Here is a 15,554-nt window from a genome sequence, read left to right as displayed (position 1 = left end):
GGCTATCCTTATAAAATAGGGCAATACCGCCTTCCAATAGTTTATTTACTATTTTTAAAGGTAACAGGTATTGCCCTATTTATATTTATTCTGCTTGAAGGAAATCTAGTAAGCATTCCAGCCCATTTCGCACAGATAATACCGCTGTATCATATATAATGGATCAGGCAAAAAAAGATATTATTCCGCCAAACACCAGCATACATCCTCCCACGCGATATACAATCAAAGACAAATCAGAGGGTTCGGCATTCTTGAAATACCACCCTTTTGATATCCACCACGCACTTCTTGGCGCGCTGATAAACCAAATGCCAACGGCGACAAGAAACAAAGAGAGAATAATAGGAGCGCCGTCTGTATCATTACGACCACTATCAGAAGCTGAGGAAATGGCCCGCGCAAGTGAAAAACCGTCTATATATCCCAATTTTTCTACGGCGCTTGCATCATAATCCGCTGGAACCGCAATTCCTCCGCCTATATCCTTTTGGGAATATATATATCCATTGGGATAGACAATAGAAAGGGTTCCATCCATGGAATAAGAGAATGTATATGTTCCATTATCGGTTTTTATTTTCCCTTCCGAGAGGCTTCCTTCGAGAAATGATATCACGGCAGCTTGACCGTCAATCGTAGTAGTATAATCAGTATTCGCAGCAGTTTCCCCGGAGCAGCCGAATAGCATAAGAACTGAGCAGGCCATGATCATTGCTATTATTCTTTTCACTTAGAACACCTCCAAAATAATCTTTTCAAAAGCTCAGATAGTCCTTTTAATACAATCTAACTATCCAATCATCACCTGATTTGCTGCGTTCATACATAAATTCACTATAACAATCTGAATCAAAAACTTTTAATAAATCCATAGAATCATTCACTAATTTATAATCATTTAATGAGTCCCTATCAATCCATCTCATTTCTCCTTCATCAGAAGAAATCAAAGTGCCTTCAAATTTATCCGTTTTAAACAATAATACGATATATCGTTCATCTTCATCTGTTTGAAATTGCTTTACCCCGCATAATTTAGGCTCCCTTATCGTTAATCCTGTTTCTTCATATATCTCACGAATAACTGCCTGAATAAATGATTCTTCTTTTTCTACATGCCCTCCCGGAAACGTAAGTCCGCGCCAATCTTTTTTGACTCTGTCTTGAAGCAATATCTTATTACCATTATAAACCATACATAAAACCGTTACTATCGCCTTTTCACACTTGCTCATTTATATATCCTCCGCATAATATCCAACCCAAGTAGGGAAAAAACCCGTTTTAAGAGCAACTGTTGTTGATGCAATATTGGGGCTCCATGTAGTGTAATACGGTAATGCGCCACGTTTTTCAATTTCATCAGCTAATGTTTTCACAAGATACGCTGCCAGTCCATTGTTTCTAAATGCAGGCAAAGTATCTATACCGATTTGCCATAAGTTTAATAAACTGTCATCAGCTCCGGCTAAGGCAACAAGTTGATCTTTATGATACGCACCAAATGCAATGACATCATTTTTATAATTCAACGCATTATTAAATCCTTTTTCCTTATACAAGATATTCATATTATTTTTATCGAAAAGTTGATATTTAAAGCCAGATGGCTGATTAACAGATTTATTGTTATCTAAATACAGATATCTAACATGCTCTCCGGCAAGCTTCTTACCAAATTCGCGAAGCTTTTTTTCAATGAGAAAGAGATTTTCTCCATCCATAATCTCACATGCCGGTATTGCCGAAAAATGTTTTACACACCAATCGTAAATAGATATATCAGCTCTAATAACGGCATTCTTACCAAATGTAATTATTTCAAAAAATGACTTTGTTGATTTAATAAATACATTTTTATCGTCTTTAAAAGCTTCGGAATTGTATTCGCCAATAGCAGCGAGTCTTTCTTGTACTATGTTTATTTTACTTGCTTTATCCATAAATGCTCTCCTTTGAATTATCACAATGCTCTACCATTGACCCTGGCAAAGAAGTCTTTCCAGAACCGCAACAGCTATCGTAGTAATTACATTTGCAACTATAGTTATAAGCAATAATTTTTTCTTATCCTTGCTTTGATTTTTAAGCAGAAAATATACCAGAGGCACTTCAATACACAATGTTAGTACTAAATAAGCAAGCCTAATTATATAATTAGGACCGTTGTTGAATGCTCTTTCCCATGCATAGCCCCAGCCTGAACCATAAAATCTATTTAAAATACAAGTGCTATAAATATATGGCGCAATAAACGAAACAATATTTGCAAAAGTAACAATAATAAAGGCCTTTACTTTTCCCTTTACTTTTCCATACACGCTTACTCCCCAGGTCTCGATAGCAAGCGTTAATATTATTGCAAGGGGTAAAACTCTCATAGGACTTACTGTTACCCAATGCCATGATGAGTTTGCCAAAACCTCTGCCGGATATATGTAAAATAACAAAATGCAACATAGCAAAGTTCGTTTTACTAAGTTATATTTCTTGATATTTTTCATTTATACCGCCTCCTTTTTTTGCTGTTTTTAGCTTCATAAATTAAGAAAAAGGTGTATCGCTTTGCTATATTCTCTTTAAAGAAATACTACAGCATATTTAATGATGGATTATCTAAGCAAAGTGCATATTTAGAACTATCGGAAAAGTTTTAACTTTTTCATATAATCAATAGCCTTAGTTTTATTCTTTTTCTTAGAAACATATTGGGATTCTTCTTTTGTAGCATAATAATCGTTGAATCGTTCTATTGAAAGAGTACCTTCAGAAATTGCTTTCTTAACCGAACATTCTGGCTCAGTTGTATGAGTACAATTAGAAAACTTACAAGTTTTTGATAATTCAAGTATATCTTCAAACTCACTATCTAAGCTCTTTGCAGAATCTATTATCTCAGTTACCTTATTAAATTTATTCAATGCTTAATTCTCCTTTCAATTCTTCGTTCACAATATTCTACTACTTTTCATCTATTTTATTATACAGAATACTATTACAAACTTCAAATATTTAACATATTCTTTTATTTCTTATATCAACAAATATCCTTATCTATTCCATATAGATATTCATAGCCTTTTTAACATTTTCAATGGTTTCATTGCCTATCCTATTTGCTTTTTTGCTGCCCTCAAGTATAATATCACGCACCTTGCTTTTATGCTCTTCATAATAAACATGTTTTTCTCTGAATGGAGCAAGGAGTAAATTTATCTTTTTTGATAAAAGATCTTTGCAAGCTGTACAGCCAATATTAGCATTTCTGCACATTTCACAAATGTTTTCATATTCACTATGATTAATTGCCTGATGATATTTGCTTACTGTACATATATCCGGATTGCCTTTGTCTTTTATGCTTATCCTGTCTTTATCAGTAATTGCTGATTTTACTTTTTCATTGACATCTTCAGCAGTATCCGATAAATAGATTGCATTGCCAAGACTTTTGCCCATTTTAAAATTTCCATCTAATCCGATAAGCCGAGGAGTATTACTAATCAGGGCTTGCGGCTCTTTGACAATAATCTTTCCTTTGCCATATAAACTATTAAATCGCCTTACAATTTTTCTTCCTTGTTCTATGTGCGGAAGCTGGTCCTCTCCGACAGGGACTAGGTCCGCATCGCAAAAAGTCATATCTGCTGCTTGACTTACGGGATATCCCAAAAAGCCATAGCTCAAATCATCATATCCATACTGCTTGGCTTCCGTTTTTATAGTTGGATTATGTCTCAATGAATTCACTGAAACAAGCATTGAATAGAATACCGTTAGTTCTGCAATGGCACTTATTTTAGATTGCAAAAACATAGTTATGTTATCAGGGTCTAATCCTACAGATAGATTGTCAATTGCAACATCATAGATACTTTGGTTTATCAGCTCCGGCCGTTCAAAATGAGTTGTAAGGGCCTGGACATCAGCTAATATAATGAAAGTATCATATTCCTTTTGCAGCTTGACTCTGTTCTGAAGGCTCCCTGCATAATGTCCTAAATGTAATTTGCCGGTTGTTCTGTCACCTGTTAAAATTCGTTTCATTTCAAAAATCTCCTTTACATTATTATTTTAGAATAAATACCACCAACCATCTTTCATAAAATCATCTCCTTTAAAAAATAAAAAGCTCCTATCCCAAAAGGGACAGAAGCTTACAGTTCTGTTTAGCCACCCAAAAACAAATTATACGTACTGACATACGCTTCCATCATAACGGTTAGGATTTCCGTCAACACCTACTCGCAAAGCTTTCGAGCTGCCCTCATAAGTCCATTCAACATAGATTGAAATGCTATATTCTCACCATCAATAGCTCTCTGTATATTCAGATTCCCATGTTTACTACTCTTATTCAATGGTTTCATTTTTTTATTATATTATATATCTTTAAAAATTATTTTGTCAATTTAATAAAATAACCTTATTGATGCTACACATTGTACTAAAAGTGCGTCCTACTGCTTTCATGTATTATGGGCTTGTTGAGGTTGCTTTTTTTGAAAAATGTTATACAGCAGTATATTCTAATAATGCTTATAATCTATTGTTGTTGCACTAATATTCATTGAAACTTTTTTGCTTTATCGCTAAATAAATGGTGTCTATCACATCTACTGCAAAAATAATCTGTAATATACCATGAAGCACAAATTGTTTTGTGGTAATTATCTTGCTTTTTCGTAAAGAAAACAGTTTGGCTATTATATATGCGGATGTGCCAAGCAAGGTAAAATAAGTGTATGCAATGATAAATGGAATCATCGGCCAGATAATTATTGCAATATGGAATACCATTGAAGCAATCATCCAGCAAGCAAAATTAACTATATAGAATGGTATAAGACACAATTTGAAAATCATAACTGTTCTGAACAACAAATCTTGTGCCCGTACTATGGAATGTACCGCGGCCATGATGTTTACAGCTACCAATATACACACTGCAATCATGAGTAATAATGGAATCGTAAAAATGGCTAATTCAAAAGAATCTTTCATTCCTTTTGTAAAAATCTGATAAAAAGTCAGGAAAAGCGATAGGGGTACCATGTAGACGAAGAGTACAAGCACGGTTAATGGCTTTTTCATTGATGCACCGCCTAATATAAATTATCAGTTCTTCACAACATTATTCTGATATGCAATAAATATACCAATAATTTTCCATATGGTCAATAATTGTTATGTAGACTATTGAATTATGTACATGCAAGAAATAGACAATAAGTTCGTAATATACTACTGATGTGGCAGAATATAAGAAGATTGCTCCGTCCCCATTGGCACTTTTTATTTAAACAATTCCTCTATAAGTTTAGGTATATAAGCATTGATAGAGAGGTATTGTTTCCTGTTATCCTCATACTCATCTAATATCTCATAAATATTTCTTACTTTTGTAAAGCCTCCCCACTCAACTTCTTTCTTAAGCACTTCTTCATATGCTCTATTTGTATTATTATAAACCTCGCCATATATGCGGGCTTCTACTGCTCGTACAATATTTTCATCTGTAATACGATGCCAATCCATATGCTGATACATCTTTCCGCCATAAATTATTTTGTCTTTTCCTGTAGCCAGCCGGTCAATGAGTTGTTTTTGCTCCTCTACAGGTGGATTAATATACATATGTAAATATTCATGTATTGCAGTTTCTACACATCTATCTATATCAAAGCTTTCTATATTACTTGGCTCCTGGAAAATAGATTGATATGATACAAAGTATGTGCTATCTTTTAATCTTATCGGATAGAAGGAAGCTCCTGACGGCCTATATAATGTGATAAGCGAAATATACTTCACATTTTGATTTTCATAATACCTCTCCTTATTGCCTACATAACTTTCCATTGTCTGAATTAATGCAGCTACAGGTATACTCTTAATTTTTTCTTCTATTTCCTTATACATTTTTAACTCATATTTCTTATTGGTATCGAAAAACTTTTCCGCATTTGTATCTTTATAAAATTGCGTTAAGTCATTTAAAAACTCTTTAAATGCTTCATAATTGTGAAAAACAGGATTTTGCAACTGGTTTACTTCTTTATTTTCCAGCTCTGTTGAACACATATACATAATAATGCTGCTTATAACCCAAGGATTACTATCTCTATATTCTGTATCTACATAGTTCTCTAAACTTTTAACAAATAAATGATTCTTATATAGTGAAAAATGTTCTTTAACCTGCTGATATAGTGTATTATTATCTTCAATCATATTCGGAGTATCAAAATCAAAATAAAGGGCACAGGCTATTAAATAGGTATCCATTAATTTACTGGTGTATATAGTGTAACACTCATCATCAGATTGATTTACCTTTTCTAGGAGAATTTCTTTATGCTGAAATTCTCTAGTTTGCTTTATATTTATCGCCCCAGATTGCTTTATATTGCAACCTATTAATACAAATATGAATACGAAACTTATTAATGCAAATCTTTTTTTCATATTTATATTCATTCCTTTCATTTTATTTACGGCTGGTTAAGAATGCCTTATGAGACCCTAATACTTCTTTATATACCATTCAGTAGGAACAGGGTTATTATCTATAAAGAGATCAGGATTACGCTTTAAAAACAGAGTTGTTAAATCTGCCATACCGACTGCATCACATAAAATACTTCCGGCATCACCAATATAGCCCTTTTTAGCAATGCCCAAACACATGAAAGGCTCTAACATTTTGCCATAATGCTCTGATACATCACACAATGGGTTATAGTGTCTATGCAATGGTCTATTAATTATTTGTCCTTCTGGAGTAACAATTTTTAGTTGTTGACAGGTACTTGCCAGCCTTATTGGAATACTATTCCATTCCTCAACGCCATGCAAAAGTGTATTGCATCTTAAACTACAACCAAGAAATAATATTTTTGCTCTTCTATCATAAAGTTTTCCCCAACAACCATCACGGGGACAAGGTGTATCCCATTTTTCTTCGCCGGAAGCATATTCAATAGCATATGATCCATATGCTGCAACAGAATGGGTCGGGTGCAAAGAACGTATTACATTAGGCCTTTTACGAAAAATATTAGATAATATTCCTACACAAGAAGGTTCAGTTTCAGGGTTAAAAATATTATATTCATCATTCATTTGTGCCCATGTATGAGTAGGAAATATAAGTAAACCATCTTTCATGTATTCCATGAACGCATCAAGCACCGTATCCGCGCCATTCTCAACTATACCAACAGATTTCATTGAAGAATGGACCAATAAGGTGTCCGTCCGCTTAACACCTATATTAATAATAGAATTTATAATATCGTCTTTGCTATACATAAGAACCCCCGATAGATAGCTTAATCCCCTATTAAATTGGGCCAGGACGGCGCGTCAATCCTGAAGCACTTCACTAAATTATACCATATTATATAATAAAAGATATAATATTGACATATATCTTGTGTTCGTTCAAAAGGTCAATGCATCGTGTGCACTTCGTTCGAAAATCAGAGATAGTTCTGTACGTTGTCTGCAAGCCATTGATATTACTGGGTTTTCCCAAGTCCTATAATTTCACTCGAAAGTAAAATGGAGTGACAGGATTTATTCTAAATGTTATAATAATTACAAATTTAAGCACATAACAAATTATTTGTTGTTAGGGAGGACGGTTATGCAAGCATTAACTAAAGATAAAACAGAACTGTTGCAAGCGGTTTTTAGTGATTCTGAGGAAATTATGTCACCCTATGCCTGTAAAAACGCTAATGCCATCCGTGAATTTCCAAGCAAGTATGACGGTGATGTGATTCGAACACAGTTTGCTATAGATATTGATAAGATTTTACATAGCGCATTATACAATCGAGGGAATGACAAAACTCAGGTGTTTTCGTTCTACCGGAACGATGACATAACCAGACGTTCTACACACGTACAATTAGTATCGCGTATTAGTCGAATAATCGGTAGGGCATTGCGTTTGAACTTAGATTTGATTGAAGCCATTGCTATAGGGCATGATGTCGGCCATACTCCCTTTGGACATAAGGGGGAGGAGTTTTTAAACGGTCTTTATTTTTCCCATACCAACCGGTATTTTAATCATAATGTCCATAGCACCAGAGTCTTGCAAAAAATCTCAGGATGTAACCTTACGTTACAAACACTGGATGGTATCCTATGCCACTGTGGAGAAAAGGCTTTTCAAAAATATGAGCCTGCATCCATTTCTACTTTTGCGCAGTACAATCAGGAGGTAGAACAGTGTTATACGACAGAAAATCACATTAAAAAACTGCATCCCAGTACACTGGAAGGGTGTGTAGTACGGATTAGTGATATGATTGCATATATTGGAAAAGATCGTCAAGATGCGGCCAAGGCTAAACTAATGGTTTCTTACAAGGAAAATGCTTTAGGCAAAAGTAACCCGGAGATTATTTCCGCTATTGTGACAGACATTATTTCAAATAGTCTTGAAAAGCCTTACCTCGCAATGAGCCCTGACATTTACCAGTCAATTACTGATATGCTTCATGAAAACGGTCATCTAATTTATCAATGTGACGATGTTACCAAACCTTATTTTGAAACGATTAAACCTATGATGGAATTGATGTATAAGCGCTTCTTGAAAGAATTAATTGCAGATGACCATGATTCGTTAATATACCAGCATTATTTGCATGGAAGTATTGTCGGAAACTTTTATAGGCATCCTAAAAAGCGCTATATTCAAACTGATATTCACGATCCAAATGATATTGTCGCTGATTATATTGCCAGTATGACGGATGACTACTTTGTTGATGCATTTTCATATCTGTTTCCACATCATGAACTTACAAATAAAATTAAATACATAGAATACTTTGATAAGCCCTATACAAAATGAAATTGCCTTTTACAAATAAAATACTACTGTTGTAGCTTTGGAATAGGAGGTTTTCTATATATCCGAAGCCGCTTTTTGTTCGCATAAAAGAGCTGCCCGTAATCTCCTTCGCGTCAATTGCATCTCTATAAAATTGCGAATTAAGAACTAAATTCCATTCTAATAAATTTCCCATAACCAATAGGTGTATCCTTTTTATATGTTTCCTTTATTTTAAATCCTGCTCTTTTATAGCATTTAATTGCTCTTTCATTGAAACAGCGTACCTCCAAAGTAATTTTTTTATTTGGATATAACTCTCTACACTTCTGTTTCAATAGTTCCATTAATGTACTTCCTAATCCTTGTCCACATAGAGATGGTTTTAGTCCAATTCCAATTAAAACATACTCTTTTTTATCCTGTAATCTTATATAGCCACATAAGTTATTATAATCATTGACTACAGCAGAAAATTCCTTTTTTCTTTTATCTTCTATTGTAATAGACCATTTCTCATTAGATGCTTTATTCCATTCATGGTAATTATATATAGAATATTCATCATCATATTTCCAATCACAAATTTCTTTTGCATATGGTTCTGTAAGCTCTACTAATTTTAATTTCATTGCAAACACCTCTAATAATTTTGCTTTACTATGTATTATTCTACCGCTGTGGCAGAGTATAAGAGGATTGCTCCGTCCCCATTGGCACTTTTTATTTAAACAATTCTTCTATAAGTTTAGGTATATAAGCATTGATAGAGTGATGTTGTTTCCTGTTATCCTCATACTCCTCTAATATCTCATAAATATTTCTTACTTTTGTAAAGCCCCCCCACTCAACTTCTCTAGGGCGCGTCAGTCCTGGGGCACTTCACTAAATTATACCATATTATAGTGCGATCAGTTCAAAAAAAGCATCAGAGGGTGGCTTGTCTATAATCACCTGCTTAAACTGCTCGTTGGGTGTGGATGTGTTTAAGGAATATCGTTTCCAATGGTTATCCGATACACCACCCCAACAAATTTCAACCGAACATTCCTCCAAATTAAATATCATGCTTTTTATCGTGCCAAATGAGCATTGATAATGGCTAACCTTTAGACCATTTGGATATTCGCGCAATAAAAGGGCTTTTATGAAATCAGCAGAGACTTCTGTTTTGTGTTGAAGTGATTTTTTAATCGTTTCTAATCTGCATACCGAATTTTGCATGGCCCACGGTTCCAGCTGGCGCAATTCGGGCAAATGTATGTGGTTGGTAGCTGCAATATAGCCTTGCCGACTATTATTATCAATTTGGCAAATGGCACGGTGATTATCAAATATTTCAACCAAAGCAACATGGCCTTCTTTGTCGGCCAGCATGAGATTTATATTGCAGGTAATAGGCATATTTTTTATCCAATGAAGTGCATCGTCAACACTTTTCGTATTTTCTAAAAGGGTGCGGACAATGGCCCAGAACTGCAATCCGTCAACGACTGGACGCTTACAATTTGCAAAATTATTTACAGGACGCCCACACGCGCTCTGTGATACTGCAAACCCGTACTCATTTACTCCTTCGCCACGCCCAAACTGCATAATATTTGTTCCTAAGTGTGCGTATTTCCCAGATACCCGTGTCTTGCTTAGTACCCAATCGTCCATATCGGGGAAATAGTCATAGTTTCGGGCCAATAGAGTACAGTGCCCATCGGTTATACGAGGTATAAATACAATTTGGCTACACCCTGCGACAAGATAAGTCACTGCATAATAAATCACTTGTGATATGTCTATCTCATTTGCGTCAGCAAAGCCTTGTAGTTCTTCATTCAAGCCAGGGCAAAAGCAATCAAAAGTGCTTGTTGCTTTATGAATGTCGCTTTCGCTAAGACAGCGATTTACAGACAAAAGCCTTGATTTTAGCATATCAATATTTCTTACAGTCATGCCCATTTGAAAGCCTATCTCATAATTACTGCCGCAGAGTTCGATGTAATTTGCAACGCGATGTTCATCCACTTCACTTCCTCCTTTTGCAATTTTTTTGTTCTTTTAGATACTGCTCAACTTCGTTGGCGGAAAGCTTTCGGATCTGAGCGCTTGAAAATTCCTTGTAAGAATCTTGAGTGAATAGTGGTTCCATCTGCACACAGCTTTTGTCCGAGTTCTTTTTCAAATAATCTTTGAGTTCATCCATACACTTAAAAATCTTATAGGACCTACGCCCATTAGCACTTAGGATTTCATATATTCCGCAGGAAGTTTTTGCCGTGGCATCTGCCGTGCGAAGGTATAGTTTAGCAACTTCTAAGGACTTAAACGGGAAGTTCCAGCGCTGCAATCCCCGTTTTTCATCTTTATCAATGCAAATACATCTACCACACGTTCCACAAATATATTGCAGATGGTTTTCCAGGCAATGGCGCGGCTCTAACAGCGGCGTTACTCTACTATTATCGCTATAACACTCCGGACAAATTGTTTTCATTGTGTTTCCCTCCAAAATATGAATCAAAACAGCTTCTTCCAAACGATCTCTCCCTTACCCATATGCTAATGTATACAACTGTTGTAGAGTCAAGAGCTATTTCCTCTTGACTCTACCATAAGGGGATATACTATGCTAAAATTATATAAAAACCTTTGAAGCAACGGAGACGATAGAAATGTTACAAATTGGGGCTTTTTCTGTTTTGTCCAAAATAGGGATAAGGACACTGCGATATTATGCCAACTTTGGTTTGTTAGTTCCTGCATTTGTGGACAGCGCCACAAATTACCGTTATTACACGGAAGCTCAGTTGGTTCAAGCCAACAGAATCGAATCCCTTCGCGCAATGGGAATGAGTCTAAGCCAAATTAAACAACTACTTTGTGAATATGATAATGCTGATAAAATAAAAGCTTTTTTAGTGGACGAGATTCACAAAAAAGAGAATGAAATGCTTAAGATAAAATCACAAACAGGTTTGTTGCAATCTGCCTTAGAATATTTTGAAAAGGAAAGCTACCATTATCACTGTAACATAACGGTCAAAAAGTTTAAGGCTCAGCCAGTAATAAGCTTGCGATCTAAAATAGACGCATATTCTCAGGAATCCTTATTATGGAAAAACCTGTTTGATTTTGTGGCAACAAACAAGCTTTCTTTCCCCAGCACATCTTTGAATATTGCGATTTATCACGACAAAGAGTATCGTGACAAGGAAATTGACGTTGAGGTGCAAAAAGAAATCAGTACAGTAGTCAAAGGAAGCGAAGCAGTCCGCTGTTTTATGCGTCCTGCTGTGTTGGCTGCAACGGTAACGCTTCAAGGAGAGCTATCATTTTATAGTGAGTTAAATAGTGTTATTGCCCATTGGGTTTCCCATAATGGATACGAACTTGATGGTCCCATGTTTAACATTTACCATATAGCACCTGACGCAAATGCTGACAATCAGTCCCCGATTACAGAGGTGTGTTTTCCCATTAGAACAAAAGAGAACGGCTAAAATAATTTTGCATGTGTGCAATCCAGGCCGCGTATCCTTGGTAAACCTGCACTATTTAGCAGGCTTGATTATAATGGAAGTGAAAATTCAAAAGGGGGTAAGCTAATGTTTCGGATAGGAGAATTTTCAAAACTGACACAGATAACAATCCGAATGCTCCGATACTATGATGAGGTAGGACTTTTGAAGCCAGCAGAGATTGACCCGTGGACAGGGTATCGTATGTATTCCGTCGAGCAAATCCCTATCCTAAACAAAATAATTTATCTTCGTGATAGTGGATTTAATGTTTCAGAAATTGCGGCAGCCCTTAATATAAAGGATGATAACTCTCTTGTGGAACAGCTTGACTTGAAATATTTAGAAGTAGAGAAAGCAATTCAAGCTGAACAGAAAAAATTGAAGAAAATAGAGCTTGCCAAAAATGAAATCTTAAACAAAAAAAGTGAGATGCACTACAATATTTCAATCAAATCTATTCCGAGCTGTCAAGTTCTTTCCTTGCGTAGAACAATACCCGACTACTACGCAGAGGGCGAATTATGGCAAGAGCTATCCAATTTTGCAGCGGAACATCAAATACAAATATCAAGCAGCACATTTTCCATATACCACGACACCGGATATAAGGAAGCTGATGTTGATGTTGAGTTATGTGCTCCTGTAAAAAAACGCGGAAAGAGTATAGGCGATTTTATATTCCGCAATACTGAGCCAATACCAATGATGGCTTGCACAATGGTATACGGAGCTTTTTCAAATATAGCGGGAGCATATATAGCTTTTGCGGAATGGCTACAGAAGAACAGTCAATATAAAATGTCCGGGCAAAATCGACAAATCGTACACCGCGGACCGTGGAACGAAAACAGCCCCGAAAAATATCTAATAGAACTTCAAATACCGTTAGGAATCATATAGTTCAATGTCTTGCAATTTTGCAGATCATTTTTTTATTTCTCCTTGACTCTCACATGATGTGAGGGCTTATATTGTACTCGAAATCAAAAAAGGAGGGAAAAACATGAGTAAATTTATAGTACATCCCATTGGAAAGGTTTATAATAACGAGAATGGGACATTTATTGAGGTAGAAAAAAGCTATATTCCAGCGCTGCAAGCGTTAGATGGATTTAGCCATATCAATGTTCTTTGGTGGTTTAGCGATTTTGATGATGAACAATCCCGTTCCACATTGCAAACAAAGCAGCCATATAAAGGTGCTCCCGAAGTAATGGGAGTTTTCGCTACAAGGTCGCCGGTGCGTCCTAATCCGATTGCTTTGACCACAGTAGATATTATTCACATAGATTATGAAAAAGGCATTATTCATATTGCGTTTATTGACGCTAACGATAACACCCCTGTGCTGGATATGAAGCCCTATACTCCGAGTTTCGACAGAGTGGAGACACCCGGCGTTCCTGCATGGTGTAGTCATTGGCCGAAAAGCACAGAAGAATCCGCCTACTTTTCATGGGAAAAAGAGTTTAATTTTTAATATGGACTTACAAGACTATATTGGCATGATGGATAAGCAACAACCGTCCTACGGAAAATAAAAAAACCGTTATTGCGGCTTTGGAATAGGAGGTTTTCTATATATCCGAAGCCGCTTTTTGTTCGCATAAAGGAGCCGACCGTAATCTCCTTGGCGTCAATTACATCTCTATAAGCATATGAAGATTATGCTCATTTTCTGAATCTGTTACCTGTGTTTGCATATATAACCGCAAAAACAGCAACACAAAAAAACAGTACTAATCCTGTCCACAGAGGAGCCATACTGTTAAATAGGTCACTGGTTGCCATAATTAAAAAACAGGCAACAAATGAAAACATTATTTTGCCCATGAACCTGCAAAGGGCTTTTTCATCATATTTTGCCTTTTCCTCTTTGCTCGATGTATTATAGCCTGCAATCAAAAAAGCACCTTTTCCTCTCATGAATACTGTGCCAAGTAATAAAAACATTGACGCAACGACGATATGAACCACCCACATAGAGCCTTCCTCCATTACTTAATCTTTTTTCTTCCTGCCCACTCTAAGCTTTATAAATTGCATTAAGCCACATCCAAACAACAAAGAATATACTAAACAAAATAATATGTAACATGGGTAGAAAACTGATTAACGAAATTTTATTATTCTTCAATGTTGCACCTAACGAAATAATATATGTAACCAAATATGTACCTGCAAGCAACATAGTAATTAAGGCTGCTAATCCTTGTATACACTGACTAAACTCCGACCAATTAGTCATACCTATATTCGCAACAGATATTAAAGTTCCAATCCAAGATATTAAAGAAAATGGAGCAGGCAGTGCAAAAAGAATAAACAATATAATTATTGATGTTTTACGTTCTTTCAAAATATCACCCTAAAAATATAAATAATCAGTAGTTCACAATTTTCTAATTCTGCGGCAGAATATAAGAAGAATACATATCAGATTAATTGATTATATCAACCAGCTTTTTTAAAGAGTCTATATAAAAATCAGGAGTTACATTAACCGATACATTGTTTGTATTATATAAGCATGTCCTAATTCCTACTGCTTTTCCTCCTAAAATCTCACATTCTCTATCTCCAATTACTAATGCTGTTCCTTTACTTATCTGGTACTTTTCAATTAGGTATATAAATGCTTCTGGATCCGGTTTGCGCTTAAATCCATAATTTTTTGTGATTACTTCCGTAAAATAACACATCATTCCGTAATGCTGAAGAAATCTTAATGTTGAATCTCCTCTATGGGTAATAATATAGTTTCTGCCGCCTAAAGCAACAAATTGCCTGCAAACTTCCTCTGCAAATGGAAATGGTATAACCGTTTCTGGTTTTATGCTTTTTTTATAAGCAGTATATTTATCGATGAAATCATTATCTAATCCATATAATTCTTTGAAGTGTGTTATGGCATAACTTTCAGAAACCTTCATATAGTCTAATATATTTTCGTTTGTTTCATCTATGCCATTATCACCAAGTGCTTTCCTAAATGAATTAACTGTTCCAGGATAGGTATCGAACAAGGTTCCATCAAAATCCCATATAATGTCTCTAATCAAACTAACTCACATCCTAATCTTTGTTACCCTTGATAATTTTCTTGTGATTAATATAAGCATTAATAAAAGAGAGAACACAACAATATTTATACTCCCTGAAGCAGTATATTTAAATAGTCT

At 35.4% G+C, this 15,554-nt stretch carries 19 protein-coding genes; 4 read left to right on the top strand and 15 right to left on the bottom strand.

Going from position 1 to position 15,554, the window contains the following annotated elements:
• Window positions 1-163: 163 nt before the first annotated feature.
• The 9 genes from LJD61_RS14370 to LJD61_RS14330 form a co-directional block, all read right to left on the bottom strand.
• Window positions 164-733, bottom strand: a complete 570-nt coding sequence (locus LJD61_RS14370; protein WP_255228244.1) for a YgdI/YgdR family lipoprotein — start codon at window positions 731-733, stop codon at window positions 164-166.
• 46 nt (window positions 734-779) lie between these two features.
• Window positions 780-1,238, bottom strand: a complete 459-nt coding sequence (locus LJD61_RS14365; protein ID WP_255228243.1) for an 8-oxo-dGTP diphosphatase — start codon at window positions 1,236-1,238, stop codon at window positions 780-782.
• Window positions 1,239-1,946 carry a GNAT family N-acetyltransferase gene (locus LJD61_RS14360; RefSeq protein WP_255228242.1) on the bottom strand — a complete coding sequence of 236 codons (708 nt, stop codon included), beginning with the start codon at window positions 1,944-1,946 and terminating at the stop codon, window positions 1,239-1,241.
• A 30-nt stretch (window positions 1,947-1,976) separates the two neighbouring features.
• A complete protein-coding gene (locus tag LJD61_RS14355) occupies window positions 1,977-2,507 on the bottom strand; it encodes a hypothetical protein (RefSeq protein ID WP_255228241.1) in 531 nt (176 codons plus the stop codon).
• Window positions 2,508-2,642: 135 nt separating this feature from the next.
• Entirely contained in the window at window positions 2,643-2,897 is a 255-nt protein-coding gene (locus LJD61_RS14350) for a ribosome small subunit-dependent GTPase A (protein WP_408615550.1), read from the bottom strand.
• A 160-nt stretch (window positions 2,898-3,057) separates the two neighbouring features.
• Window positions 3,058-4,050: a tryptophan--tRNA ligase gene (trpS, locus tag LJD61_RS14345; RefSeq protein ID WP_255228239.1), complete on the bottom strand. Its 993-nt coding sequence runs from the start codon at window positions 4,048-4,050 to the stop codon at window positions 3,058-3,060.
• Window positions 4,051-4,563: 513 nt separating this feature from the next.
• Window positions 4,564-5,097, bottom strand: a complete 534-nt coding sequence (locus LJD61_RS14340; protein ID WP_255228238.1) for a hypothetical protein — start codon at window positions 5,095-5,097, stop codon at window positions 4,564-4,566.
• 201 nt (window positions 5,098-5,298) lie between these two features.
• Window positions 5,299-6,471, bottom strand: a complete 1,173-nt coding sequence (locus LJD61_RS14335; RefSeq protein WP_255228237.1) for a DUF4932 domain-containing protein — start codon at window positions 6,469-6,471, stop codon at window positions 5,299-5,301.
• Between the two features lie 57 nt (window positions 6,472-6,528).
• Window positions 6,529-7,317 (bottom strand): AAC(3) family N-acetyltransferase, encoded by a 789-nt coding sequence (locus LJD61_RS14330; RefSeq protein WP_255228236.1) that lies wholly within the window; start codon window positions 7,315-7,317, stop codon window positions 6,529-6,531.
• 337 nt (window positions 7,318-7,654) lie between these two features.
• On the opposite strand from LJD61_RS14330, the gene LJD61_RS14325 reads away from it, so the two are divergent.
• A complete protein-coding gene (locus LJD61_RS14325; RefSeq protein ID WP_255228235.1) occupies window positions 7,655-8,878 on the top strand; it encodes a deoxyguanosinetriphosphate triphosphohydrolase family protein in 1,224 nt (407 codons plus the stop codon).
• A 140-nt stretch (window positions 8,879-9,018) separates the two neighbouring features.
• On the opposite strand, the gene LJD61_RS14320 is transcribed toward LJD61_RS14325, so the two are convergent.
• The 3 genes from LJD61_RS14320 to LJD61_RS14310 all read right to left on the bottom strand — a co-directional run bounded on the left by LJD61_RS14320 (window position 9,019) and on the right by LJD61_RS14310 (window position 11,336).
• Window positions 9,019-9,489, bottom strand: a complete 471-nt coding sequence (locus LJD61_RS14320) for a GNAT family N-acetyltransferase (RefSeq protein ID WP_255228234.1) — start codon at window positions 9,487-9,489, stop codon at window positions 9,019-9,021.
• 268 nt (window positions 9,490-9,757) lie between these two features.
• Window positions 9,758-10,876 (bottom strand): C45 family autoproteolytic acyltransferase/hydolase, encoded by a 1,119-nt coding sequence (locus LJD61_RS14315; protein ID WP_255228233.1) that lies wholly within the window; start codon window positions 10,874-10,876, stop codon window positions 9,758-9,760.
• 1 nt (window position 10,877) lies between these two features.
• Window positions 10,878-11,336, bottom strand: coding sequence for a hypothetical protein (locus LJD61_RS14310; protein WP_255228300.1), 459 nt, complete (start codon window positions 11,334-11,336; stop codon window positions 10,878-10,880).
• A 187-nt stretch (window positions 11,337-11,523) separates the two neighbouring features.
• Between LJD61_RS14310 and LJD61_RS14305 the strand changes: the two genes are divergently transcribed.
• The 3 genes from LJD61_RS14305 (at window position 11,524) to LJD61_RS14295 (ending at window position 13,852) form a co-directional block, all read left to right on the top strand.
• A complete protein-coding gene (locus tag LJD61_RS14305; RefSeq protein WP_255228232.1) occupies window positions 11,524-12,351 on the top strand; it encodes a MerR family transcriptional regulator in 828 nt (275 codons plus the stop codon).
• A 105-nt stretch (window positions 12,352-12,456) separates the two neighbouring features.
• Complete coding sequence (locus tag LJD61_RS14300; RefSeq protein WP_255228231.1) at window positions 12,457-13,272, top strand: MerR family transcriptional regulator; 816 nt, start codon at window positions 12,457-12,459, stop codon at window positions 13,270-13,272.
• Window positions 13,273-13,375: 103 nt separating this feature from the next.
• Window positions 13,376-13,852 carry an SAM-dependent methyltransferase gene (locus tag LJD61_RS14295; RefSeq protein ID WP_255228230.1) on the top strand — a complete coding sequence of 159 codons (477 nt, stop codon included), beginning with the start codon at window positions 13,376-13,378 and terminating at the stop codon, window positions 13,850-13,852.
• A 191-nt stretch (window positions 13,853-14,043) separates the two neighbouring features.
• On the opposite strand, the gene LJD61_RS14290 is transcribed toward LJD61_RS14295, so the two are convergent.
• The 3 genes from LJD61_RS14290 to LJD61_RS14280 form a co-directional block, all read right to left on the bottom strand.
• Window positions 14,044-14,355, bottom strand: coding sequence for a DUF3784 domain-containing protein (locus tag LJD61_RS14290; protein ID WP_255228229.1), 312 nt, complete (start codon window positions 14,353-14,355; stop codon window positions 14,044-14,046).
• A gap of 43 nt (window positions 14,356-14,398) precedes the next feature.
• Window positions 14,399-14,731, bottom strand: coding sequence for a hypothetical protein (locus LJD61_RS14285; protein WP_255228228.1), 333 nt, complete (start codon window positions 14,729-14,731; stop codon window positions 14,399-14,401).
• 82 nt (window positions 14,732-14,813) lie between these two features.
• A complete protein-coding gene (locus tag LJD61_RS14280) occupies window positions 14,814-15,434 on the bottom strand; it encodes an HAD hydrolase-like protein (RefSeq protein ID WP_255228227.1) in 621 nt (206 codons plus the stop codon).
• Window positions 15,435-15,554: the final 120 nt, after the last annotated feature.

The sequence above is a fragment of the Lutispora saccharofermentans genome (assembly GCF_024363565.1).
In the GTDB taxonomy this organism is placed as follows: Bacteria; Bacillota; Clostridia; order Lutisporales; family Lutisporaceae; genus Lutispora; species Lutispora saccharofermentans.
This window is presented reverse-complemented; position numbering and strand designations above follow the sequence as displayed.

Excerpts from the sequence above, each read along its gene's own strand:
- LJD61_RS14295 (WP_255228230.1), top strand. The coding sequence starts at position 13,376 with ATGAGTAAATTTATAGTACATCCCATTGGAAAGGTTTATAATAACGAG.
- LJD61_RS14320 (WP_255228234.1), bottom strand. The coding sequence starts at position 9,489 with ATGAAATTAAAATTAGTAGAGCTTACAGAACCATATGCAAAAGAAATT.
- LJD61_RS14300 (WP_255228231.1), top strand. The coding sequence starts at position 12,457 with ATGTTTCGGATAGGAGAATTTTCAAAACTGACACAGATAACAATCCGA.
- LJD61_RS14340 (WP_255228238.1), bottom strand. The coding sequence starts at position 5,097 with ATGAAAAAGCCATTAACCGTGCTTGTACTCTTCGTCTACATGGTACCC.
- LJD61_RS14330 (WP_255228236.1), bottom strand. The coding sequence starts at position 7,317 with ATGTATAGCAAAGACGATATTATAAATTCTATTATTAATATAGGTGTT.
- LJD61_RS14335 (WP_255228237.1), bottom strand. The coding sequence starts at position 6,471 with ATGAAAAAAAGATTTGCATTAATAAGTTTCGTATTCATATTTGTATTA.
- LJD61_RS14360 (WP_255228242.1), bottom strand. The coding sequence starts at position 1,946 with ATGGATAAAGCAAGTAAAATAAACATAGTACAAGAAAGACTCGCTGCT.
- LJD61_RS14365 (WP_255228243.1), bottom strand. The coding sequence starts at position 1,238 with ATGAGCAAGTGTGAAAAGGCGATAGTAACGGTTTTATGTATGGTTTAT.
- trpS (WP_255228239.1), bottom strand. The coding sequence starts at position 4,050 with ATGAAACGAATTTTAACAGGTGACAGAACAACCGGCAAATTACATTTA.
- LJD61_RS14290 (WP_255228229.1), bottom strand. The coding sequence starts at position 14,355 with ATGTGGGTGGTTCATATCGTCGTTGCGTCAATGTTTTTATTACTTGGC.
- LJD61_RS14325 (WP_255228235.1), top strand. The coding sequence starts at position 7,655 with ATGCAAGCATTAACTAAAGATAAAACAGAACTGTTGCAAGCGGTTTTT.
- LJD61_RS14355 (WP_255228241.1), bottom strand. The coding sequence starts at position 2,507 with ATGAAAAATATCAAGAAATATAACTTAGTAAAACGAACTTTGCTATGT.
- LJD61_RS14305 (WP_255228232.1), top strand. The coding sequence starts at position 11,524 with ATGTTACAAATTGGGGCTTTTTCTGTTTTGTCCAAAATAGGGATAAGG.